General features: G+C 67.9%; 19 protein-coding genes and 1 pseudogene. 12 read left to right on the plus strand and 8 right to left on the minus strand.

Annotated features, from left to right (window positions below; translation table 11 throughout):
* Complete coding sequence (locus JYG37_RS08045; RefSeq protein WP_050015236.1) at nt 1–825, minus strand: phosphodiesterase; 825 nt, start codon at nt 823–825, stop codon at nt 1–3.
* An 83-nt stretch (nt 826–908) separates the two neighbouring features.
* The gene (locus tag JYG37_RS08050; protein WP_050015123.1) at nt 909–1,940 is read right to left on the minus strand and encodes an ABC transporter ATP-binding protein; all 1,032 of its coding nucleotides are present in this window, start codon (nt 1,938–1,940) and stop codon (nt 909–911) included.
* Between the two features lie 92 nt (nt 1,941–2,032).
* Between JYG37_RS08050 and JYG37_RS08055 the strand changes: the two genes are divergently transcribed.
* A complete protein-coding gene (locus JYG37_RS08055; RefSeq protein ID WP_050015125.1) occupies nt 2,033–3,085 on the plus strand; it encodes an RNA-guided endonuclease InsQ/TnpB family protein in 1,053 nt (350 codons plus the stop codon).
* A gap of 30 nt (nt 3,086–3,115) precedes the next feature.
* Here the strand turns inward: JYG37_RS08055 and JYG37_RS08060 are convergent, their stop codons facing one another.
* The 4 genes from JYG37_RS08060 to JYG37_RS08075 all read right to left on the minus strand — a co-directional run bounded on the left by JYG37_RS08060 (nt 3,116) and on the right by JYG37_RS08075 (nt 6,989).
* Nucleotides 3,116–4,018: an ABC transporter permease gene (locus tag JYG37_RS08060; RefSeq protein ID WP_213345998.1), complete on the minus strand. Its 903-nt coding sequence runs from the start codon at nt 4,016–4,018 to the stop codon at nt 3,116–3,118.
* Nucleotides 4,019–4,028: 10 nt separating this feature from the next.
* Nucleotides 4,029–4,853, minus strand: coding sequence for an ABC transporter permease (locus JYG37_RS08065; protein ID WP_050015128.1), 825 nt, complete (start codon nt 4,851–4,853; stop codon nt 4,029–4,031).
* Between the two features lie 17 nt (nt 4,854–4,870).
* Entirely contained in the window at nt 4,871–5,899 is a 1,029-nt protein-coding gene (locus JYG37_RS08070; protein ID WP_069617064.1) for an ABC transporter substrate-binding protein, read from the minus strand.
* Between the two features lie 64 nt (nt 5,900–5,963).
* Nucleotides 5,964–6,989 carry a LacI family DNA-binding transcriptional regulator gene (locus JYG37_RS08075; RefSeq protein ID WP_176016614.1) on the minus strand — a complete coding sequence of 342 codons (1,026 nt, stop codon included), beginning with the start codon at nt 6,987–6,989 and terminating at the stop codon, nt 5,964–5,966.
* 875 nt (nt 6,990–7,864) lie between these two features.
* Between JYG37_RS08075 and JYG37_RS08080 the strand changes: the two genes are divergently transcribed.
* From JYG37_RS08080 to JYG37_RS08115, 8 genes and pseudogenes are all read left to right on the plus strand, one after another.
* Nucleotides 7,865–8,491 (plus strand): flavin reductase family protein, encoded by a 627-nt coding sequence (locus JYG37_RS08080; protein WP_050015133.1) that lies wholly within the window; start codon nt 7,865–7,867, stop codon nt 8,489–8,491.
* 388 nt (nt 8,492–8,879) lie between these two features.
* On the plus strand, nt 8,880–10,112 hold the full coding sequence (locus JYG37_RS08085) for a 3-methyl-2-oxobutanoate dehydrogenase (2-methylpropanoyl-transferring) subunit alpha (protein ID WP_050015135.1): 1,233 nt from the start codon (nt 8,880–8,882) through the stop codon (nt 10,110–10,112).
* A 2-nt stretch (nt 10,113–10,114) separates the two neighbouring features.
* On the plus strand, nt 10,115–11,155 hold the full coding sequence (locus tag JYG37_RS08090) for an alpha-ketoacid dehydrogenase subunit beta (protein WP_050015137.1): 1,041 nt from the start codon (nt 10,115–10,117) through the stop codon (nt 11,153–11,155).
* A gap of 1 nt (nt 11,156) precedes the next feature.
* Nucleotides 11,157–12,471 (plus strand): annotated as a pseudogene (locus JYG37_RS08095) (dihydrolipoamide acetyltransferase family protein).
* 4 nt (nt 12,472–12,475) lie between these two features.
* Nucleotides 12,476–13,867 (plus strand): dihydrolipoyl dehydrogenase, encoded by a 1,392-nt coding sequence (gene lpdA / locus JYG37_RS08100; protein ID WP_176016661.1) that lies wholly within the window; start codon nt 12,476–12,478, stop codon nt 13,865–13,867.
* A 242-nt stretch (nt 13,868–14,109) separates the two neighbouring features.
* Nucleotides 14,110–14,739, plus strand: a complete 630-nt coding sequence (locus tag JYG37_RS08105; RefSeq protein WP_213345999.1) for an NAD-dependent epimerase/dehydratase family protein — start codon at nt 14,110–14,112, stop codon at nt 14,737–14,739.
* Between the two features lie 425 nt (nt 14,740–15,164).
* Nucleotides 15,165–16,589 carry a purine-cytosine permease family protein gene (locus JYG37_RS08110; RefSeq protein ID WP_050015144.1) on the plus strand — a complete coding sequence of 475 codons (1,425 nt, stop codon included), beginning with the start codon at nt 15,165–15,167 and terminating at the stop codon, nt 16,587–16,589.
* A gap of 182 nt (nt 16,590–16,771) precedes the next feature.
* Nucleotides 16,772–17,830, plus strand: coding sequence for a porin (locus tag JYG37_RS08115; RefSeq protein WP_213346000.1), 1,059 nt, complete (start codon nt 16,772–16,774; stop codon nt 17,828–17,830).
* Between the two features lie 58 nt (nt 17,831–17,888).
* On the opposite strand, the gene JYG37_RS08120 is transcribed toward JYG37_RS08115, so the two are convergent.
* Entirely contained in the window at nt 17,889–18,845 is a 957-nt protein-coding gene (locus tag JYG37_RS08120; RefSeq protein ID WP_050015147.1) for a LysR family transcriptional regulator, read from the minus strand.
* A 188-nt stretch (nt 18,846–19,033) separates the two neighbouring features.
* Between JYG37_RS08120 and JYG37_RS08125 the strand changes: the two genes are divergently transcribed.
* The 3 genes from JYG37_RS08125 to JYG37_RS08135 are packed head-to-tail and all read left to right on the plus strand — an operon-like array spanning nt 19,034 to nt 22,694.
* Nucleotides 19,034–20,344, plus strand: a complete 1,311-nt coding sequence (locus tag JYG37_RS08125; RefSeq protein WP_050015149.1) for an MFS transporter — start codon at nt 19,034–19,036, stop codon at nt 20,342–20,344.
* 31 nt (nt 20,345–20,375) lie between these two features.
* A complete protein-coding gene (locus JYG37_RS08130; RefSeq protein ID WP_050015150.1) occupies nt 20,376–21,647 on the plus strand; it encodes a Zn-dependent hydrolase in 1,272 nt (423 codons plus the stop codon).
* Between the two features lie 24 nt (nt 21,648–21,671).
* Nucleotides 21,672–22,694 (plus strand): histone deacetylase family protein, encoded by a 1,023-nt coding sequence (locus JYG37_RS08135; RefSeq protein ID WP_050015152.1) that lies wholly within the window; start codon nt 21,672–21,674, stop codon nt 22,692–22,694.
* A 104-nt stretch (nt 22,695–22,798) separates the two neighbouring features.
* On the opposite strand, the gene JYG37_RS08140 is transcribed toward JYG37_RS08135, so the two are convergent.
* Entirely contained in the window at nt 22,799–24,004 is a 1,206-nt protein-coding gene (locus tag JYG37_RS08140) for an MFS transporter (RefSeq protein ID WP_089488309.1), read from the minus strand.
* Nucleotides 24,005–24,200: the final 196 nt, after the last annotated feature.

Consider the following 24,200-nt stretch of genomic DNA (forward strand, 5'->3'; position numbering starts at 1 on the left):
TCAGTCGACCAGCTCGCCCGTCGGCTCGTAGAACGGATACGGTCCGGCGCCTTCGTCCACATAGACGTGATGCGACGTCATCCCCGTATCGGGCGCATGACGATGGACCGCGAACGCCGGCGGTTCGAGCCGGAATGCGGACGGCCCATCAACCCGCAAGTCGAAGGCGACCTGATGCGCGGGCGACGGCACCGCGCACGCGAGCGTGCCGCCGAAGCGCGTGAACATCGTGCGGTGCACGTGACCGCACAGCACGCGCTCGACGTTCGGATGGCCGCGCAGCAGCGCATCGAGTTTCGCGGCGGCGGCGGGCGCGAGACGCAGCTTGTCCATGTGCCCGATGCCGGACACAAACGGCGGGTGATGCAGCGCGACGATCACCGGCCGGTCGCGCGCGCCGTCGAGCTGCGCGGCGAGCCACGCGAGCCGGGCGTCGCACAGGTCGCCGTGGCTCGCGCCCGGCACCTGCGAATCGAGCGCGAGCACGCGCACCGCCCCGACGTCGAGCGCGTACTGCACGAATTCGCCGTCCTGCAACTCGGCGCGATCGGCGAATGCGCGGCGCAAACCGGCGCGGTCGTCGTGATTGCCGATCATCAGGTAATACGGAATCTCGAGCGCGTCGAGCAGCCCGCGCAGGTTGCCGTACTCTTCGTCGTGGCCGAAGTCGGTCAGGTCGCCGGTGACGAGCACGGCGTCGGGGCGCGGCACGAGGGCGTTCAGTTTCTCGACGCAGCGGGCGAGCGCGGCCGCCGTGTCGACGCGCCGGTACGCGAGCTGGCCCGGCCGCTTGATGTGGAGATCGCTGATTTGAGCAAGCAGCATCATCGTTCCTCGGAATCGTCTGGTTGTTGTCGCGGCGGCGGGCGCCGCGTGGGGTGCTGCCTGGATGATGCCCGATCGACGGCTTACGCGCCGAGCGCGATCAAGCCTTCCGGCGCGATCGTGAGGCCGACCGCCGTGCCGCGCGCAAGCGCGACGCGGCCCGGCACGTCGATCACGAGCGCGTCGGGCGCCGCATGCTCGATCGTGAGCCGCGTGCGTTCGCCGAGGAACGCGCACGCACCGACCGCACCGCGCAGCGATGCATGCGCAGGATCGGCGAGCTGCGCATCCTCGGGGCGGAAGAACCATTCGTCGGCCGCATGCGGCGTGGCGATCGCGCCGCCCGTCGTTTCGAGCGCGCCGTTGCGCCACTGGCCCGCGAGCCGGTTCAGCGTGCCGATGAACTGCGCGACCGTGCGGTTCGCGGGCTGGTAGTAAATCTCGCGCGGCGTGCCGATCTGCTCGATGCGGCCCGCGCCCATCACGACGATCCGGTCGCCGAGCTCCATCGCTTCGGCCTGGTCGTGCGTCACGTAGACGGTCGTCACGCCGAGCTCGCGCAGCAGCGCGTTCATGTCGCGACGCAGCACGTCGCGCAGCTTCGCGTCGAGCGCGGTCAGCGGTTCGTCGAGCAGCAGCACGCGCGGGCGCACCGCGAGCGCACGCGCCAGCGCGACGCGCTGCCGCTGGCCGCCCGACAGTTGATCGACCGGCTTGTCCGCATGCGCATCGAGCCGCATCATCGCGAGCAGTTCGTCGACGCGCTCGCGCAGCGTACGCGGCTCGGTCTTGCGGATCTTCAGCCCGTAGCCGACGTTGCCGCGCACCGTCAGGTTCGGAAACAGCGCGTAGTTCTGGAACACCATGCCGACTTGCCGGCGTTCGATCGGCAGTGCGGTGACGTCGTCGTCGCCGAACGCGATCGTGCCGCCGGCGTCCGGCGTGTCGAGTCCCGCGATCAGGCGCAGCGTGGTCGTCTTGCCGCAGCCCGACGGCCCGAGCAGCACGAGCGTTTCGCCGGCGCCGATCGACAGGTCGAGCGGTTCAAGCACGCGTGTGCCGCGGAACGTCTTCGCGCAGCCGGTCAGGGTGATGGGAGTGGAATCGAGTTTCATCAGAATTTGCTCCGAGAAACCCCGCCATTGATGGCGGGAAGGAAAGGCGTGCTGTTGACAGGCAGCTTCTTCCACGGGTTAGGATCACCGGCATGATCCTTGTCTACCGCTACCGGGTGAAGTCGCTCAACGGACTGCTCAACAAGCAGAGCCGCGCGGTGAACTACGTCTGGAACTTCTGCAACGACACGCAGAAGCACGCGCTCAAGTGGAACAAGAAGTGGCCGACCGGTTTCGACTTGAATGTGCTCACCACTGGTAGCAGTAAGGAACTTGGCATCCACTCCGGCACGATCAACGCGACGTGCGAGCAATACGTGAAGTCTCGCAGTCAGCGCCGTCGGCCCTACCTGCGCTATCGCGGCAGGAAATCGCTCGGCTGGGTGCCGCTGAAGGGCCGCGACCTGAAGCGCGAGGGTGACGCGTTCCGTTTCGCCGGCAACACGTTTCGCGTGTTCAACAGCCGAGCGCTTCCCGAAGGCAAGATCAAGGACGGGACCAACTTTGCGCAAGATGCACGCGGCAACTGGTTTCTGAATATCGTGATCGAGATGCCGGATGTTCAGGCTCGTCCGATCCGTTCCGGTGTTGGCATCGATCTCGGCCTGAAAGACTTCGCCACACTTTCGACCGGCGAAAAACTGCCGAATGACCGGTTCGGCCGACGCGCGGCGGAAAAGCTCGCGAAAGCGCAACGGGCGCGAAAGCACAAGCGGCATATCGCGAAGCTGCATGCCAAGGTCGCGAATGCCCGTGCCGATTTCCAGCATAAGCTCGCGCTCGATCTGGTGCGGCGGTTCGATTACATCGTGGTCGGCAACGTGTCGGCCGCGAAGCTCGCCAGAACCAGGATGGCGAAGAGCGTCTACGACGCATCCTGGTCGTCCTTCCGGAACAAGCTCCGCTACAAAGCGATCGCGCACGGAGCCACGTTCGAGGAAGTCGACGAAAGCGGTTCTACCCAGTCCTGTTCGTCGTGTGGGTCGAAAGACAGCACGACGCGGCCGAAAGGTATCGCGGGACTGCGAATAAGAGAGTGGGCCTGCAGTGGATGTGGTGTCGTGCATGATCGTGATATCAACGCTGCGCTGAACATTTTCCGATGCGGACGTGCATCGCCAGGTGTGGGAATCCTCCGCCTTTAGGCGGACGAGGACGTCAAGTCTGCGAAAATTTCAGCGCGGGCGCTTCTTCAGCGCGCGCGTACCGGACGGATCGACGCCGAGCCACTGCATCGCGACGAGCAGCGGCAGCGTCATCAGCAGGAACAGGATCGTGTACGCGCTGCCGACTTCGAGGCGCAGCGATGCATAGGTATCGGCGAGCCCGACCGGCAGCGTCTTGGTGTCGGGCGTATGCAGCATCCACGTGAGGTTGAACTCGCCGATCGACAGCGTGAGCACCGCGAGCGCACCGGCGACGATGCCCGGCCGCAGGTTCGGCAGCACGATCGTGACGAAGCGCGTGACGAACGATGCGCCGAGGCTCGCCGCGCCTTCCTCGAGCGTGCGCAGGTCGGCGCCGGCCGCGACGGCCGCGACCGCGCGCACCATGAACGGCAGCGTGAACACGACGTGGCCGACGACGATGAACCACAGGCTCATCCGGAACGCGGTGAAGCCGCCGTACACGACCAGCAGCGCGAGCGCCGAAGCCAGCCCCGGCAGCGCGACCGGCAGCACGAGCGCTTCCTCGATCGCCCGAGCGATGCGACTCTTGCTGCGCGCGAGCGCATAGCCGGCCGGCACGCCGACCGCGAGCACGATCGCGAGCGTCGCGAACGCGACGTAGAGCGACAGCGCGACCGAGCCGTGATACTGCTGCCACACCTGCTCAAGCCAGCGCAGCGTGAGGCCGCTCGACAGGCCGCGGAAATAGTTGACGGTCAGCCCCGCGAGCACCGACATCACGACGGGCACGATCAGGAACGCGCACAGCAGCAGCGTGACGCCCCATTGCAGCGCGGCGATCGCGCGCGCGCCGGCGACCCGCGGCGCATGCCGGGCGGCGCGTGTCGCGTGCAGCGGCGCTGGAGCGGGTGCCGGCGACGGCGTGGAAGAGCCGGAAAGCGATTGCATGCGTAAATCCTCAGGCCGCGGCGGCGGCGGTGTGACCGGTGAAGCGACGCGCGAGCGCGAGCACGGCCCAGGTGACGATGCCGAGCACGATCGACAGGCCGGCCGCCGTCGCGATGTTCGCGTTCAGCGTGAACTCGGTATAGATCGTCATCGGCAGCACGTTCAGGTCGGTGGCGAGCGTGAACGCGGTGCCGAACGCGCCCATCGCGGTCGCGAAGCAGATCGCGCCGGCCGCGACCAGGCCCGGCGCGAGCGCGGGCAGCACGATGTCGACGAAGATGCGCCATGGCGACGCGCCGAGCGAACGCGCGGCTTCCTCGAGCGACGCGTCGAGCTTCGACGCGGCCGCGATCACGGTGACGATCACGCGCGGAATCGAGAAATACAGGTAGCCGATGAACAGGCCGGCCACCGAATACGCGAACACGAACTTGTCGCCGGTGAGTTTCGCCGACAGCATGCCGATCAGCCCCTGGCGCCCGGCGAGCATGATCACCATGAAGCCGACCACGACACCCGGGAACGCGAGCGGAAACGTGAGCAGCGCGAGCAGCACGCGCTTGCCGGCGAATTCGCGGCGCGCGAGCAGCAGGCCGGAGATCGTCGACAGCGCGAGCGTCGCGAGCGTGACGCCCGCGGACAGCGCCACCGTCTCGCCGAGGCTCTTCATGTAGCGCGCATTGCCGAGCAGTGCCGCGTAGTGCGAGAAGAAGGCGCCGTCGGCGGACACCTGCACGAGCGACGCCATCGGCAGCAGCCAGAACGCGGCGAATACCGCCAGCGCCGGCGCGACGAGCGCAATGCGCCAGCGCAGCGGAAAAGTCAGGTCGAGCATCGGTTGCGTCCCGCGGCTTACTGCATGATCTGCAGGTACTGCTGGCCGAACGCCTGCTGGCCGGCCGCCATCTTGCCGAAATCGACCGGTTTCGCCCGCGCGTATTCGCTCGCCGGCAGGAACTTCGCGGCGATGTCGGCGCCGAGCGTCTGCGCACGCACCGGGCGCAGGTAGGCATTGGCCCACAGCTTCTGGCCTTCGTCCGACAGCACGAAGTCGAGCACCTTCTTGCCGTTCGCGTCGTGCGGCGCGCCCTTCACGAGGCTCATCACGTACGGCACCGCGATCGTGCCTTCCTTCGGAATCACGAACTCGACGTTCGCGTTGTCCTTGTATTTCGCGCGATACGCGTCGAAGTCGTAGTCGAGCAGGATCGGAATCTCGCCGGACAGCACGCGTGCATAGGCCGTTTGCTTCGGCACGATCGGCGCGTTGGCCTTGAGCTTGCGGAACCAGTCGAGGCCCGGCTTGAAGTTGTCGAGGCTGCCGCCGAGCGCCTGGTTGACGGCGACCGCGCCCGCATAGCCGACGAACGCGCTCGACGGATCGAGATAGCCGACCATGCCCTTGTATTCGGGCTTCAGCAGGTCGGCCCACGAACGCGGCACCGGCTTGCCGTCGAGCGCGTCCTTGTTCACGAAGAAGCCGAGCGTGCCCGAGTGGATCGCGAACCAGTAGCCTTGCGGGTCCTTCAGGTTCGCGGGGATGTCGTTCCAGTGCGCGGGTTTGTACGGCGCGATCACGCCCTTGTCCTTCGCCTGGAATGCCGACGACACGCCGAGGTAGACGACGTCGGCCACCGGGCTCTTCTGCTCGGCGATCAACTGCGCGATCGCCTGGCCCGAGTTCTTGTTGTCGGACGGCACGCGGATGCCGGTCTTCTGCTTGATCGCGGCGATCTGCGCGGCCCAGTCGGCCCATTCGGGCGGGCAGTTGTAGCAGATCGCCGTTTCGTCGGCATGGGCGGCGGGAGCGCCGGCGACGAGCGCGGCGAAGGCGAGCGGCGCGGCAAGCGCGCGCAGCAGCGAGGTCAGGCGAAAGGACACGGTGAATCTCCGGGCGAGTGGTGTGGTACGGGGTGATCGGTTGCGTCGCGCGTGCGTGTTGCGATCAGGCGTTGCGCAGTTGCAGGTCGGTGGCGGGCGGAGCAATCGTCGCGCCGTCGCGCACCGCATGCGGCAGGATCATCGGCGTGCGGTCGATCGGCGCGCCGCCGATGCATTCGACGAGACGCTGCCACGCGTGGCGGCCGATGTCGCGGTTCGGCGTCGCGACGCTCGCGAGCGGCGGCGCAAGCAGCTCGCCGATCGCGATCCCGTCGAAGCCGAGCACCGACAGGTCGTCGGGAATCGAGAAACCCGCGCGGCGCAGGCCGCGCATCACGACCATCGCGAGCAGGTCGTTGCTGCAGAAGAGCGCGGTCGGGCGCGTGGCGTGCGCGGTGAGATGCGCGAGCACCGCATCGGGCAGCTCGGGCGCGTTGAAGTCGACTTCGACGGGCGGCAGCGGCGCCACGCCGACTTCCTCGAGCGCCTGCGCATAACCGAGATGACGCTGGCGCGCGCGATCCGACGCGGCGAGCGAACCGGCCAGCATCAGCACGCGGCGATGGCCGTGCGCGGTCAGCCGTTGCACGCCGTCATACGCGGCGCGGCGGTTGTCGACCGACACCGATGGACGGCGCTGCGTGTCGTTGTGCATCAGCACGTAATGCGGGCCGTCGCGGTCGAGCATGTCGAGCAGCGGGTGCGTGTCCGCATCGGCGACGGTGAGGATCAGCCCTTCGACGCGCTGCTCGCGCAGCGTCTCGATCGCATGACGCTCGCGCGCCGCGTCGTATTCGGTCGTCATCAGGATCAGCTTGAAACCGGCCGCGGTCGCGAGTTCGTCGATGCCTTGCAGGCAGTCGGCGAACACCGGGTTCGACAGCGTCGGCACGACGACGCCGACGAGCCGCGTGCGCTCGCCGCGCAATTGCCGGCCGAGCGGGCTCGGGCGGAACTGCAGCGTGTCGATGGCGGTGCGGATCGTCTGCAGCGTGGCGGGGCTGACGGTATGCGGCGCGTTGATCGCACGCGAAACGGTGGCGATCGAGAAGCCCGCGAGGGCGGCGACGTCCTTGATGGTCGAGGTCATGAAGTCATGCGATGTAAACGTTTTCGGCCGGGGAATTATCGAAAACGTTTGTGACTTCGCGATGACGCACGCGACGCTTGTTTCGCGAGAAGCACGATACAAACGTCAGACCGTTGGGGCCGTGGGACGACGCGCGGTCGATTGTATCGGGGCAGGTCGCGGGGCGGGACGAAATCGGTGGCTTCGTTGCATCGGCGTCGCGTGTTCGCGTCGAGCATGGTGGAGGACTCGGCGCCGCGGAATAAGGGAACGCATGCGCCAAGCAATGGTAGAATCGCGTCCGCCCTCTTGCCGGGGTGATGAAATTGGTAAACATAGCGGACTTAAACGATTGAGTGCCCGGCCGGAAACGGTCGGTGCAGAACCCTTCAAATTCGGCGAAACCCCTGATGTGCGCATCGAGGCAACGCCGAGCCAAGCCTCGCGGCATCCGCGAGGAAGGTGTAGAGACTAGACGGGGGGCGCCTAAGGCGCACGGGCAGCGGTCACGCCCGCGCGCGACGGTGAAGGCATAGTCCAGCGCACGAACGGCTCGCGTACGCGCCGCCGGCTTTGAAAGAAGCAGTGTGACGAAAATCCGCCGCCTTAACTGGCTTGCCGGTTCGAGTCCGGTCCCCGGCACCATCGATTGCGTCGACGCGATTCGATTCAACGAAGGCGTAAAAAACCCGTGAGAAACGCAGCGCTCGCGGGTTTTTTATTTGGCGCACGCACATGCAGCGGCGCGTCCGCGCCGCCCACGATGCGCTTCACTGCGCCGAAAACCGCGCCATGTGATACTGGTACGCACGTCGCACCGGACGCCTGCGTCGCCACCGGCCAACGCGTCCCGCCGACAGCCTTCCTCTCGTTTACCTCTCGCAAGACCATCCGTCATGACCGAATCGACCCATCACTATTACGAGCCGTCGCAAGGCCACGGCCTGCCGCACGACCCGTTGAACGCGATCATCGGCCCACGCCCGATCGGCTGGATTTCATCCCGCGGCAGCGACGGCACGCTGAACCTCGCGCCGTACAGCTTCTTCAACGCGTTCAACTATCGGCCGCCGATCATCGGCTTTTCGAGCACCGCCGCGAAGGACAGCGTGCGCAACGTGCAGGAGACCGGCGAGTTCGTGTGGAACCTCGCGACGCGCGATCTGGCCGAGCGGATGAACCAGACCTGCGCCGCCGTGCCGTACGACGTGAACGAGTTCGAACTCGGCGGCTTGACCGCGGTGCCGTCGCGCCTCGTCGACGTGCCGCGCGTCGCGGAAAGCGGCGTGAACTTCGAATGCAAGGTGACCGACGTGATCCGGCTGCGCGATCACCACGGCGTCGAGACGCCGGCCACGCTGGTGCTGGGTGAGGTCGTCGCGGTCCATATCCGCCATGACCTGCTGAAGGACGGCATCTTCGACACGTTCGGCGCGGGCATCATTCTTCGTGCGGGCGGCCCGTCGGCCTATGTACACGTGACGCCCGACAGTCGCTTCGATCTGTTCCGTCCCGACGCGTGATCGATCGCACGCCGCAGTAAGCCGGCAACCGGGCGCACGAGCGCCCGCATCCGACGAAAGACCTCGCGACGATCCAGGATTTCGCGGGGTCTTTTGCTTCGTACCCTCACATGATCGGGACGACACCGATCCGTCCGTCCCTCGATGCCCGCTCGTCGTCGCCGCCAGCCCAGCGACGATGCGCTGCAGCAAACACGTCCTTCGCCGATCGCCACCATGGCAAATCTGCTCACGACGAACGAGCGGCTTGGGCATCGACGCCCGTCGCGGCAAGGCATAGATTTCCAAGGTTGACGTGCTTATCCGCGCGTCAGCTCGCGCGCAGGCCGGCAACCGGCCCGCGCGTTCCCAAACAGCGTGAGACACAATCGAGCGTGGAGACGACACGATGAGCCTGTCAGAGCCATTGCGTCTGCATGTGCCGGAGCCCACCGGGCGCCCGGGCTGCAAGACGGACTTTTCCTACCTGCATCTATCGCCGGCCGGCGCCGTCCGCCGCCCGCCGATCGACGTTGCCGCGGCAGACACCGCCAATCTCGCCCGCAGCCTCGTGCGCGTGCTCGACGACAGCGGCAAGGCCGTCGGCCCGTGGGCCCCCGATCTCGACGATGCACGGCTGATCGCCGGGCTGCGCGCGATGCTCAAGACCCGCATTTTCGACGCGCGCATGATGATCGCGCAGCGTCAGAAGAAAATCTCCTTTTACATGTTGAGTCTCGGCGAAGAGGCGATCGGCACCGCGCACGCGATGGCGCTGCGCGACGGCGACATGTGCTTTCCGACCTACCGGCAGCAAAGCATCCTGATCGCGCGCGACGTGCCGCTCGAGCGGATGATCTGCCAGCTGATGTCGAACGAAGGCGATCCGCTGAAGGGGCGCCAGCTTCCGGTGATGTACTCGGACCGCGAAGCCGGCTTCTTCTCCATTTCCGGCAACCTCGCGACGCAGTTCATCCAGGCGGTTGGCTGGGCGATGGCGTCGGCGATCAAGGGCGACACGAAGATCGCGTCCGCGTGGATCGGCGACGGCGCGACGGCCGAAGCCGATTTCCACACCGCGCTCACGTTCGCGCACGTGTACCGCGCGCCGGTCGTGCTGAACGTGGTCAACAACCAGTGGGCGATCTCGACGTTCCAGGCGATCGCGGGCGGCGAGGGCACGACGTTCGCCGGGCGCGGCGTCGGCTGCGGGATCGCGTCGCTGCGCGTCGACGGCAACGACTTCCTCGCGATCTACGCGGCCTCCAGCTGGGCCGCCGAACGCGCGCGTCGCAACCTCGGCCCGACGCTGATCGAGTGGGTGACCTACCGTGCGGGCGCACATTCGACGTCGGACGATCCGACCAAGTACCGGCCGAGCGACGACTGGTCCCATTTCCCGCTCGGCGATCCGATCGAGCGCTTCAAGCGTCACCTGATCGTGAAGGGCATCTGGTCGGACGGCGCGCACGACGCGTTGACGGCCGAGCTCGAGGCCGAGGTGATCGCCGCGCAGAAGGAAGCGGAGAAATACGGGACGCTGGCCGACGACCGGATTCCGTCGCCGGCCTCGATGTTCGACGACGTCTACAAGGAGCTGCCCGCGCACCTGCGCCGTCAGCGCCAGGAACTGGGAGCGTGATCATGGCGCAACACGAGACAGGGACGGCCACGCAGCCGATGACGATGATCCAGGCGCTGCGCTCCGCGATGGACGTGATGCTCGGGCGCGACAGCGATGTGGTCGTGTTCGGGCAGGACGTCGGCTATTTCGGCGGCGTGTTCCGCTGTACCGAAGGACTGCAGAACAAATACGGGAAATCGCGCGTGTTCGATGCGCCGATCTCCGAAGGCGGGATCGTCGGCGCGGCGGTCGGGATGGGCGCGTACGGATTGCGGCCCGTCTGCGAGATCCAGTTCGCCGACTATTTCTACCCGGCATCCGACCAGATCGTGTCGGAAGGCGCGCGGCTGCGCTATCGCTCGGCCGGCCAGTTCACCGCGCCGATGACGATCCGGATGCCGTGCGGCGGCGGCATCTACGGCGGGCAGACGCACAGCCAGAGCCCGGAAGCGATGTTTACGCAGGTGTGCGGGCTGCGCACGGTGATGCCGTCGAATCCGTACGACGCGAAAGGGCTGCTGATCGCGTCGATCGAGAACGACGATCCGGTGATCTTCCTCGAACCGAAACGGCTGTACAACGGGCCGTTCGACGGCCATCACGAACGGCCCGTCACGTCGTGGCTCAAGCATCCGGCGAGCGCGGTGCCGGAAGGCTACTACACGGTGCCGCTCGATACGGCCGCCGTCGTGCGGCCCGGCAACGACGTGACGGTGCTGACGTACGGCACGACGGTGCACGTGTCGCTCGCCGCGGCCGAGGAGACGGGCATCGACGCGGAAGTGATCGATCTGCGCACGCTGTGGCCGCTCGATCTCGACACGGTCGTCGCGTCGGTGCGCAAGACCGGGCGTTGCGTCGTGGTGCACGAGGCGACGCGTACCTGCGGCTATGGCGCGGAGCTCGTGTCGCTGGTCCAGGAACACTGCTTCTACCACCTCGAAGCGCCGGTCGAGCGCACGACGGGCTGGGACACCCCGTATCCGCATGCGCAGGAATGGGCGTACTTTCCGGGGCCCACCCGGGTCGGTGAAGCGTTGCGACGCGTGATGGAGGCGTGAGATGGGGATTCATGTCATCAAGATGCCGGATATCGGCGAAGGGATCGCCGAGGTCGAGCTGGTGGCCTGGCATGTGGAAGTCGGGCAGACGATCAAGGAAGACCAGCCGCTCGCCGACGTGATGACCGACAAGGCGGCGGTCGAGATTCCGTCGCCGGTGACGGGCAAGGTGATCGAACTGGGCGGCCGGATCGGCGAGATGATGGCGGTCGGCAGCGAGCTGATTCGGCTGGAAGTCGAAGGCGACGGCAACCTGAAGGCCGCGGCACCGGTGCGGGAAACAAAGGTAGCAACCGCACCGGTCGCGGCGGCGGCGCCGGCGAAGCCGGTGGCGGACGTGCCGGCCGAGCCGCCGGTGCAGCCCGCCGCGCATCGCGCACCGGCGAAACCGCGCCGCGACGAACCGGCCGCGCAGCCGCGCGCGGCGCTTGCGCCGGGCGAACGGCCGCTCGCGTCGCCGGCCGTGCGCCAGCGTGCATGGGACATGGGCATCGAGCTGCGCTACGTGCGCGGCACCGGCGAAGCCGGGCGGATCCTGCATGAGGATCTCGATGCGTATGCGCGCACCGGCGGCGGTTCGGCGCGAGGGGCGCAACCGCGCGGTTACAACGAACGCCACGACGAAACCGACGTGCCGGTGATCGGCTTGCGGCGCGCGATCGCGCGCAAGATGCAGGAAGCGAAGCGCCGCATTCCGCACTTCAGCTACGTCGAGGAAATCGACGTGACCGAACTCGAATCGTTGCGCACGGAACTGAACCGCCGCCACGGCGACACGCGCGGCAAGCTCACGCCGTTGCCGCTGCTGATCCGCGCGATGGTGATCGCGCTGCGCGACTTCCCGCAGATCAACGCGCGCTTCGACGACGAAGCGGGCGTCGTCACGCGCTACGGCGCGGTGCACATGGGTGTCGCGACGCAGACGGACGGCGGCCTCACGGTGCCCGTGCTGCGTCATGCGGAAGCGCGCGACGTGTGGTCGATCTCCGCCGAAATCGCGCGGCTCGCCGACGCCGGTGCGCGCGAACCGCGCGCACCGCGACGAGCTGAGCGGGTCGACGATCACGATCTCGAGCCTCGGCGCGCTCGGCGGCATCGTGTCGACGCCGGTGATCAATCATCCGGAAGTGGGCATCGTCGGCGTGAACCGGATCGTCGAGCGGCCGATGATCCGCGACGGCGCGATCGTCGCGCGCAAGATGATGAACCTGTCGTCGTCGTTCGATCATCGCGTCGTCGACGGCGCGGACGCGGCCGAATTCATCCAGGCCGTGCGCGCGGTGCTCGAACGCCCGGCGCTGCTGTTCGTGGAGTGAGCCGATGAAGAACGAACACACCACACTGCTCGTCATCGGCGGCGGCCCGGGCGGCTACGTCGCCGCGATCCGCGCGGGCCAGCTCGGCATTCCGACCGTGCTCGTCGAACGCGACCGGCTCGGCGGCACCTGCCTGAACATCGGCTGCATTCCGTCGAAGGCGCTGATCCACGTGGCCGACGCGTTCGAACAGGCGTGCGGTCATGCCGGCGAAGGCGCGCTCGGCATCCGCGTGCGCACGCCCGAGATCGACATCGCGAGAAGCGTCGCATGGAAGGATGGCATCGTCGATCGTCTGACGCGCGGCGTCGGCACGCTGCTCAAGAAGAACGGCGTGCGCGTGCTGCACGGCGAAGCGCGCGTGATCGACGGCAAGACCGTCGAAGTCGTCGGCGGCGGCCATACGGTGCGGATCGGTTGCGAACACCTGTTGCTCGCGACCGGTTCCGAACCGGTCGAGCTGCCGTCGATGCCGTTCGGCGGGCACGTCGTGTCGTCCACCGAAGCGCTGTCGCCCGCGACGCTGCCGAAGCGGCTGGTCGTCGTCGGGGCCGGCTATATCGGGCTCGAACTCGGGACCGTCTATCGGAAGCTCGGCGTCGACGTCAGCGTCGTCGAAGCGGCCGAGCGCGTGCTGCCTGCGTACGATGCCGAACTCGTGCGGCCGGTGGCCGATTCGCTCGCGCGGCTCGGCGTGCGGCTGTGGCTCGGCCACAAGGTGCTCGGGCTGGACGCGCACGGCGCGGTGCGCGTGCAGGCAGCCGATGGCGCCGAGCAGACGTTGCCGGCCGACCGCGTGCTGGTCGCCGTGGGCCGTCGGCCGCGCGTCGACGGGTTCGGGCTCGAGACGCTGATGCTCGATCGCAACGGCCGCGCGCTGCGGATCGATGACGAATGCCGCACGTCGATGCGCAATGTCTGGGCGATCGGCGACGTCGCGGGCGAGCCGATGCTCGCGCATCGCGCGATGGCGCAAGGCGAGATGGTGGCCGAGCTGATCGCGGGCCGGCGTCGCGAATTCACGCCCGCGTCGATCCCGGCCGTGTGCTTCACCGATCCCGAGATCGTGACGGCCGGCTGGTCGCCGGACGATGCACACACGGCTGGCGTCGATTGCCTGAGCGCGTCGTTCCCGTTCGCCGCGAACGGGCGGGCGATGACGTTGCAGGCGACCGACGGATTCGTGCGCGTCGTCGCGCGGCGCGACAATCACCTGATCGTCGGCTGGCAGGCGGTCGGGCGCGGGGTGTCGGAGCTGGCCGCGGCGTTCTCGCAGTCGCTGGAGATGGGCGCGCGGCTGGAGGACATCGGCGACACGATTCACGCGCATCCGACGCTCGGCGAGGCGCTGCAGGAAGCGGCGTTGCGCGCGCTCGGACATGCGCTGCATGTCTGACGTAATTGCCTGACGGGGCGCCGCCGGTACGTCACGCACGTATCGGCGGCGCTTGCGGCGTCTGATGAACGTCATGTTGTTTCAGTCGACATTCGGTCGCGCGGGACCGCACCCGACAGCGCCGTAATTTTTCGAGACGAGCGGAGGGTTGTCGACGCCACGTCAGCCGACGATCATGTCGATAGCCGGAAACCGGGCCGCTTCGGGTCCGCCAACGCAGGCTCCACACGGAAGCACGAGACATGAAACTGCTGCTCGTCGGCGCGACCGGACTCGTCGGGCGCCACGTTCTCGACGTCGCGCTGGCCGATGCGCGGGTCGACCAGGTGATCGTCCTCGCGCGCCGGCCGTTGACGCCGCATCCGAAGATGCGCGCACTGGAGGTCGATTTCGACCATCTGCCCGACACGGGCGACTGGTGGCACGCGGATGCCGTGATCTGCACGCTCGGCACCACGATGCGGGCCGCCGGCTCGCAGGCGGCCTTCCGGCGCGTCGATCACGACTATCCGCTCGCGGTCGCGCGGCTCGCGCACCGGCACGGCACGTCGACCTACGTGCTGAATTCCGCACTCGGCGCCGATGCTGCGTCGCGCATCTTCTACAACCGCGTGAAGGGCGAGGTCGAGCAGGCGCTCGCCGGCGTCGGGTTCGATTCGCTCACTTACGTGCGGCCGGGCCTGATCGGCGGCAGCCGCGACGAATTCCGGCTCGGCGAGCGGCTGTTCGCGTTCGCGCTGAGCGCCGCCGCGCCGGTGCTGCCGGCGAAGTGGCGCGTGAATCCCGCGTCGCGGATTGCGCGCGCGTTGCTCGACGCGGCGATCGATGCACGGCCGGGCGTGCAGGTCGTCGCATCCGACCAACTGGTCTGATACGGCGCGGACGGGTGCGCCCGTCCGGCCATTCGTCTGCGTTTCCGTCGAGCGTGCCGAACTGCTCGGCGAGCGCGGCGTGCACGATGTCCATCCCGGCAGTCATTTCATCCAGCGCCTGACCTTTCATTTTTCCAACGCCAGACTTGCGGCGAAATCGCCCGGACGTGCACGGATCTCTCGGACGATTTCGAAAATCGATTGATTCCGGGTAATCACCGATATCTCGCAAGTTGTATATACAAGATCATCCGCTGGCAATGTCGGCACACGTCGTGCCGCTTGCGCGCCAGCGTGCAGACCGTGCGTGCGTGGCGCATGCCGGCGATCCACGGCGCCCCGCATCCGTCGAGCCGAAAGGGCGGCTCGCAGCTTCCTGTCCTGTTCAAACCCTGTGTGGTCCTGAGTATTTTGGAGATTGACCCGTGTCAACGAATTCCAGTGGAAAAGCCGGCGGACTGATCGAGGTACGCTCGATCGACTTCATTCCCGACGCCGAGCGCCACGGCGGCCTGCTGAGCCAGTTCACGCTGTGGCTGTCGGCGAACATGCAGATCACGGCTATCGTCACGGGCGCGCTCGCGGTCGTGCTCGGCGGCGACGTGTTCTGGTCGCTGGTCGCGCTGCTGCTCGGCCAGCTCGTCGGCGGCGCGGTGATGGCGCTGCACGGCGCGCAGGGGCCGCAGCTCGGGCTGCCGCAGATGATCTCGAGCCGCGTGCAGTTCGGCGTGTATGGCGCGATGATCCCGATCGTGCTCGTGTGCCTGATGTACATCGGCTTTTCCGCGAGCGGCTCGGTGCTGGCCGGGCAGGCCGTCGCGCAACTGCTGCACGTCGACGACGCGGCCGGCATCCTGCTGTTCGCGGCCGTGATCGTCGTGCTGACCGTGTTCGGCTATCGCGCGATCCACTTCGTCGGCCGGATCGCGAGCGTGGTCGGCATCGTCGCGTTCGTCTACATGTTCGCGCAGCTGTTCGCGAACCACGACGTCGGCGCGCTGCTCGCGAACAAGCATTTCTCGCTCGCGAGCTTCCTGCTCGCGATGTCGCTGTCCGCGTCGTGGCAGATCGCGTTCGGCCCGTACGTGGCCGACTATTCGCGCTACCTGCCGCGTTCGACGTCGTCGGTGGCGACGTTTCTCGCGGTCGGCCTCGGTTCGGTAATTGGCGCGCAGGCGGCGATGGTGTTCGGCGTGTTCGCGGCCGCGCTGGCCGGCAGCCAGTTCGCGCACCATGAGGTGTCGTACATCGTCGGCCTCGGCTCGACGGGCGCCGTGGCCGCGCTGCTGTACTTCAGCATCGCGTTCGGCAAGGTCACGGTGACTGCGCTCAACGCGTACGGCAGCTTCATGTCGATGGCGACGATCGTCAGCGGCTTTCGCGGCAAGGGCGCGGTATCGTCGAAGAGCCGCCTCGTGTACATCTTCGGGATGATCTGCGTATCGACGCTGATCGCGCTCGCGGGCCGTCATTCGTTCCTGAAGGAATTCACCGCGTTCATCCTGTTCCTGCTCGCGTTCTTCACGCCGTGGAGCGCGATCAACCTGGTCGATTACTACTGCTTCACGCGTTCGCGCTACGACGTGCCGGCGCTGTCCGATCCCGACGGCCGCTACGGTCGCTGGAACGTGATGGCGATCACGATCTACGTGGTCGGCATCCTGGTGCAATTGCCGTTCATGTCGACGCACATCTACACGGGGCCGCTCGTCGATGCGCTCGGCGGCACCGACATCTCGTGGATCCTCGGCCTCGTCGTGCCGGCCGTGCTGTATTACGTCGGCGCCCGCGCGTCGCGACGCAGCATTCCCGAACGCCTGATCCTGCCGCTCGAACGCGGCGAGGTCTGACACCGACGTATCACGTCGTTCGTCGGGCCGGTCTGCCGCCGGCCTGAGCGGCCCGACGCGCCGAACCGGCGCGACCGGCAACCGCACCGCACATCCTCTTCGTTATCCGCGATGCCGGCATGGTGGACCATCGTGCCCGGCGTCGTTCCATTCTCCTTTCATTGAATAGCAGGACTAATAAAATGAACGCACGAGAACATCGTTCCTGGGCGCGACCGGTGCATGCCGGTCTTCGGATGGCCGTCGCGGCCGCTTGCGTCGCCGGTTCGGACGCCGCGCTCGCGCAGGACGGCGTCACGCTGTACGGCGTGATCGACGAATTCGCGCAATACGTGAACACGGGCAACGGCTATACGGCCGCGATCAACTCGGGCGGCCAGTGGGGCAGCCGGTTCGGGCTGAAGGGCGGCGAAGAGATCGGCGGCGGCCAGAAGATCGAGTTCGCGCTGGAAAACGGCTTCAACCCGAACGACGGCTCGCTCGCGAGCGCCGGCACGATGTTCAACCGGCAGGCGTGGGTCGGCATCGCGGGGCAGTGGGGCAAGGTGCGCGCGGGCCGGCAGAATTCGCCGCTGTTCAACGACCAGGGCGGGCAGGATGCGTTCGGCGGCGTCACGCAGGCGTCCGGCATGGACAACCTGACCGTGTTCGCATTCCGCACGAGCAATACGCTGTCGTACCAGAGCCCGGAGATGGCCGGTTTCCAGGGCGGGCTGTACTTCGGGTTCGGCGACGCGGGCGGCGTGCGCTCGGCCGGCTCCAGCCGGCAGTTCGACCTGACCTACGAACACGGCCCGTTCGGCGCATTCGTCGCGGGCCAGTGGTTGAAGAACGCCGCGGCGACCACGACGGATCGCACGATCATGGCCGGCGCATCGTACGCAATCGGCAAGGCCACCGTTTACGGCGGGTTCTCCGCGGTGAAGTGGGCCGACCTCGGAATCGATTCGCGCGTGTACGGGCTGTCGGTCAAATATCAGATCAACCCGGCGAACGCTATCGCGCTCGGCTACGCGTACCTGCACGACCAGCCGTCGCAACGCAATAACGCGGACCAGCTCGGACTGATGTACGAGTACGACCTGTCGAAGCGCACGAGCTTCTACGGCGCGCTGTCGTACCTGCGCAACCGCAACCAGGCCGACTACACGCTTGCCGGCGCGGCAAACCCCGGCCTGCCGCTCGCGTACCCGGGCGCGAATGCGCGCGGCGTGCAACTCGGCATCGTGCATCGCTTCTGACGCACGCAATGCGCCGGGCCGCGTGCGCCCGGCGCGTGCATCGGGCGCACCCGCGTCATCATTTCCCCAGCCGCTCCGCGAGCGAGTAGCGCTGCATGCAGCGCTCCATCGCGTCGAGAAACGCATGCTCCGCCGCATTCATCTTGCGGTCGCGATGCCACAGCAGGAACACGTCGACATCGACGAGCCCGTCGTCGGGCGGCAACCGCCACAGCCGTTGCTGCGCGATGTCGTCACGTACGATGTGCTCGGGCAGGCAGCCGATGCCATAGCCCGCGAAGATCAGCCGCCGCACTTCGTCGAGGCTCGGCGACGACGCGACGATGCGCCCCGTGAAGCCCTTCTGGTCGCGAAACACGGTGAGCGGCGACAGGCTGTCGCCGATCTGGTCGCTCGTGAACGACACGAAATTCTCCGCGAGCAGATCGTCCATCCGCAATTGCGTCTGCCCGAACAGCCGGTGATGGCGGCCGCAGTAGATCGCATAGCGCTGGCGCAGGAAGCAGCGCATCTCCAGCTTGTCGTGCGGCGTGCGGCACAGGCCGAGCCCGGCCGTGGCCGTCTTCTGCAGCAGCGACGACAGGATGTCCGACGAACGCATCACTTCGATCTGCAGATCGATACGCGGATACGCGCGATGGAAATCCGCGAGGAATTCGTCGTAGACGGGCGATTCGATGCGGCTCACCGTCAGCAGCCGGATCGAGCCGGTCAGGTCGGCGGTGCTGTCGTCGATTTCGGTTTCGAGGCGCGAGATGCCGCCGTAGATGTCGCTCGCGATCCGGTACACGGCTTCGCCGGCCGGCGTCGGCGCGAAGTGCGCGCCGCGCCGCTCGATCAGCCGGCGCTCGAGCGTCTCCTCGAGCCGCCGCAGCGCCTGGCTCACGGCCGGCTGCGTGACGTGCAGGCGCGCGGCCGCGCGGCTCACGCTGCGCTCCTGCATGATCACCAGATAGGTGCGCAGCAGGTTCCAGTCGAGGCGATCGTTGAGGAACGGGGCGAGGTCGGGGCGCATCGGGTCTCCGGGCGGGCGGCGGGCAGGCATTAGTTGAATTTATATAGAGAATAATAACTTGAAATTTGACTAATGATTTGCGGCCACCGATAAAGGGGGGCGCCGCAGCGTGCGGCGCGAGGCCGCGACAGACGGCCGTCCTCACGATAGTGCGTGCCGCTCCGCCGCGGCGCGCGTCAGGAGCCCGCATGACTCAGTCCCTTCCTTCCGCCCGCCAGCCGGCACGCGCCGCGACGGCCGCGTTCATCGGCACGATGATCGAGTGGTACGACTTCTACATCTACGCGACCGCGGCCGCGCTCGTGTTCGGCGAACTCTATTTCCCGTCGCACGACCCGTTCGTCAGCACGATGGCGTCGTTCGCGACGTTCGCGGTCGGCTTCTTCGCGCGTCCGCTCGGCGGCGTGATCTTCGGCCATCTCGGCGACCGCATCGGCCGAAAGAAGGCGCTGATGACGACGTTGATGATGATGGGCGTCGCGACCGTCTGCGTCGGGCTGCTGCCCGCCTATTCGAAGGTCGGCGTCCTCGCGCCGGTGCTGCTCGTCGCGCTGCGGGTCGTGCAGGGGATCGCGGTCGGCGGCGAATGGGGTGGCGCGGTGCTGATGGCGGGCGAGCATGCGCCGCAGGGGCGCCGCACGTTTTTCGCATCGTTCGCGCAGCTCGGCAGCCCGGCCGGGCTGATCCTGTCGCTGATCGCATTCCGCGCGGTCACGTCGATGGACAAGGCCGACTTCCTCGCGTGGGGCTGGCGCCTGCCGTTTCTCGCGAGTTCGGTGCTGCTCGTGGTCGGCATCCTGATCCGGCTCGGCGTGAACGAGTCGCCGGAGTTCGCGCGGGTCAAGGAAGCGAACCGCACGGTGAAGCTGCCGGTCGCGGAAGTGTTCCGTTCCGCGTCGGGGCTCGTGCTGCTCTGCATCGGCGCGAACACGATCGGCATCGCGGGCGTCTATTTCACGAACACGTTCATGATTGCGTACACGACGCAGTACGTCGGCGTGTCGCGCTCGCTGATCCTCGACAGCCTGTTCGCGGTCGCGATCATCCAGTTCTTCGCGCAGCCGCTCGCCGCGTGGATCGCCGAGCGCATCGGCGGCGCACGCTTCCTGAAGCTCGCGGCGCTGCTCGCGATGCTGTCGCCGTATCCGATGTTCATGCTCGTGCAGGGTGGCACGTCGGCGTCGCTGATCGCCGGCATCGCGCTCGCCGTCGTCTGCATGGCCGGCTTCTATTCGGTGATCGCGGGCTTCGTCAGCGACGTGTTTCCCGCCCACGTGCGCTATTCGGCGATCTCGCTCGCTTACCAGATTTGCGGCGCGATCGCGGGCGGCCTGACGCCGCTCGTCGGCACGTGGCTCGCGCATCGCTTCACGGGCCAGTGGTGGCCGCTCGCGGTGTTCTACACGTGTCTCGCCGGCATCTCGCTGCTCTGCATCGTCGCGCTCGACGCGCGCCGCGCCGCGCAGCCGGCCGCCGCCGAAGCGCTCGGCTCGCATTGAACCTCAACGAACGAATCGATCCGGAATCCCAATGAACGACCTGCTGGAAATCGACGGCGCCCGCCTGTGGCAGAGCCTGGCCGACATGGCGCGCGTCGGCGCGACGCCGCGCGGCGGCGTGCGGCGTGTCGCGCTCACCGATGACGACCGGCGCGGGCGCGACCTGTTCGCGCAATGGTGCCGCGACGCGGGGCTGACGGTGAGCGTCGATGCGGTCGGCAACCTGTTCGCGCGTCGCGACGGCGCCGATGCGCAGGCGGCTCCCGTGCTGATCGGCAGCCATCTCGACACGCAGCCCGAAGGCGGCCGCTTCGACGGCGTCTACGGCGTGCTCGCCGCGCTCGAACTCGTGCGCACGCTGAACGACGCGGGCATCGCGACCGACAAGCCGCTCGAGATCGTGTCGTGGACCAACGAGGAAGGCGCGCGCTTCGCGCCGGCGATGCTCGGGTCGGCCGTGTTCACCGGCGCGCTGCCGCTCGACGACGCGCTCGCGAAGCGGGACGCCGACGGCGTCACGCTCGGTGCGGCGCTCGACGCATGCGGCTATCGCGGCACGCGCGCAACGGGCGGTGCGGTCGACGCGTATTTCGAGGCGCATATCGAACAAGGGCCCGTGCTCGAGGCGAACGGCACGACGATCGGCATCGTCACGGGCGGGCAGGCGATCCGCTGGCTCGACGTGACGGTGACGGGCGTGGCTGCGCACGCCGGCACGACGCCGATGCCGTATCGCAAGGACGCGTATTTCGCGAGTGCGCAGATCGCGCTCGAACTCGAACGGATCGTCGCCGCTTATGCACCGCGCGGGCTCGCGACGATCGGGCAGGTCGGCATCCGCCACGCATCGCGCAACACGATTGCCGGCGAGCTGACGTTCACGGTCGACCTGCGTCATCACGACGATGCCGAAGTCGATGCGATGGAGCGCGACCTGCGCGAGGCGTGCGCCCGCATCGCCGCCGCGCGCGGCGTGCAAGTGGCGATCGACACCTGCTGGCGCAGCCCGGCGACGCCGTTCGATCGCGATTGCGTGGGGCTGGTGGCGCAGGCCGCGGCTGCGTTCGGCTACACGCACGAGCGGATCGTGAGCGGCGCCGGCCACGATGCGATCCTGCTCGCGCGTCGTTTCCCGACCGCGATGGTGTTCATTCCGTGCGTCGACGGCCTGTCGCACAACGAAGCCGAGGATGCGTTGCCCGACGACGTGACGCGCGGCGCGAACGTGCTGCTCCATGCGGTGCTCGCGCGCGCGGGCATCGCGGCGCGCATCGACGCGGCTGCCGCCGCGCACGGCGCCTGATCCGGCTAATCGACGAGGACGACGATGAAAACCTATTTCCATCCCGAACAACTGCTGCACCATCCGCGCAGCTACCTGTCGCGCGGCCAGATGCGCGAACCGCAGGAAGTGCCCGAGCGCGCGGCGCGGCTCGTCGCGGCCGTCCGGTCGCTCGACTTCGACGTGCGCGAGCCGACCGACCGCGGCACCGCGCCGATCGCGGCCGTGCACGACATGAACTACCTGCGCTTTCTCGAGGATGCGCACCGCGACTGGAAGCAGATGCCCGACGACTGGGGCGACGAAGTGATGTCGAACGTGTTCGTGCGCGATCCGAACCCGTTGCGCGGCGTGCTCGCGAAAGCCGCGCGCTATCTCGCCGACGGCAGTTGCCCGGTCGGCGCGAACACGTGGCGCGCGGCGTACTGGTCCGCGCAGGGCGCGCTGGCCGCGGCGGCCGACGTCAACGACGGCGCACGCGAAGCCTACGCGCTGTGCCGGCCGCCCGGCCATCATGCGCGCCGCGACGCGGCGGGCGGCTTCTGCTACCTGAACAACGCGGCGATCGCCGCGCAGGCGCTGCTCGGCCGCCATCGCCGCGTCGCGATCCTCGATACCGACATGCATCACGGGCAGGGCGTGCAGGAGATTTTCTACGGCCGCGACGATGTGCTGTACGTATCGATTCACGGCGACCCGACCAACTTCTACCCGGTCGTCGCGGGCTACGAGGAAGAGACGGGCGCGGGCGCCGGCGACGGCTTCAACCTCAACCTGCCGATGCCGCACGGCGCGCCGGAGTCGACGTTCTTCGCGCGGCTCGACGACGCGCTGCGCGCGCTCGCGCGGTTCCAGCCCGATGCGCTCGTGCTCGCGCTCGGCTTCGACATCTACAAGGACGATCCGCAATCGCAGGTCGCGGTCACGACCGACGGGTTCGGCCGGCTCGGCCGCGCGATCGGCGCGCTCGGGTTGCCGACGGTGATCGTGCAGGAAGGCGGCTATCACCTCGAGAGTCTCGAGGCGAACGCGCGCGCGTTCTTCGGCAGGTTCGCCGCGGGACGCTGATCGGGCCGTCGGAACCGGACCGCGCGCCGGAAACGACAACGGCCGCATGGCGCGGCCGTAAAAATGCGTGCGGACGGTTCCCGGTAGTCCGGGCTTCCCCGCGCTTACGAATTCGCGGTGGCCGGCGAGCGGCGGCGCTGCGTGACCTGCAGCATGACGAGGGCGAGCCCGGCGGCGGCGATCAGCGCGCCGACGAGCGGCACCGCCGCGTAGCCGAACCCGGCCGAGATCGCCGCACCGCCGGCGGCGGCGCCGAACGCGTTGCCGAGGTTGAACGCGCCGATGTTGACGGCCGACGCGAGGCCCGGCGCTTCATGGGCCGCGCGCATCACGCGCATCTGCAGCGGCGGCACGACCGCGAACGTCGCGATCCCCCAGACCAGCAGCGTGACGGCGGCGCCCGCGTGGGTCGCGGCGAGCAGCGGGAACGCGGCCATCGTCGCGATCAGCAGCAACAGGAAGCCGATCAGCGTGCCGTCGAGCGAGCGGTCGGCGAGGCGCCCGCCCGCGATGTTGCCGATCGAGAAGCCGACGCCGATCAGCACGAGCATCGCGGTCACGAAGCCGGGCGTGGCGCCCGTCAGGTGGGCGAGCGTTGGCGCGACGTACGTATAGAGCGTGAACATCGCGCCGGCGCCGAGCACCGTCGTCGCGAGCGCGCCGAGCACGACCGGGCGCGTGAGCACGGAGAGTTCGGCGCGCAGGTCCGGCATCTTGCCGGCTTCGCCCTTCGGCAGCGCGGCGAACAGGCCGGCGATCGCGACCAGGCCGAGGCCCGCGGTCGCCGCGAACGACATGCGCCAGCCGATCATCTGGCCGAGCCAGGTCGCGGCCGGCACGCCGCCGACGTTCGCGATCGTCAGCCCCATGAACATCGTCGCGACCGCGCTGGCCTGCTTGTCGCGCGGCACGAGGCTCGCCGCGACCACCGAGCCGAGCCCGAAGAACGCGCCGTGGTTGAGGCTCGTCACGAGGCGGGCGAGCAGCAGCGTCGTGTAGTCCGGTGCGGCGGCCGACAGCAGGTTGCCGATCGTGAAGATCGACATCAGCGCGATCAGCGCGGAGCGGCGCGACCAGCGCGCGAGCAGCAGCGTCATCAGCGGCGCGCCGACCATCACGCCGATCGCATACGCGCTGATCAGCATGCCGGCTTGCGGAATCGACACGTGCACGCCGTCGGCGATCACGGGCAGCAGGCCCATCGGCGAGAACTCGGTGGTGCCGATGCCGAACGCGCCGGCGGCGAGCGCCAGCAGCGGCAGCGCGGCGCTGCCGCCCGGACGGGACGGAGAGGAAGTCGTGGGGTTCACGCGGCGGGCTCCTGTAAGCGGGGGACAACGGCACGAAGCCATTGAGGACAGCCCGAAGTGTGCCTGCATTACTTTTGCGGAAAAAGCCGCATCCGGACGAAATTATCTTGATTTCATGTCAATAATGCGGCGTGTGTGGGGCGTGACTCGACGCGCAACAGGAAAAAAGCCCCGACCACAGGGGGTCCGTGGCCGG

The organism is Burkholderia sp. LAS2 (assembly GCF_018417615.1).
GTDB lineage: Bacteria > Pseudomonadota > Gammaproteobacteria > Burkholderiales > Burkholderiaceae > Burkholderia > Burkholderia sola.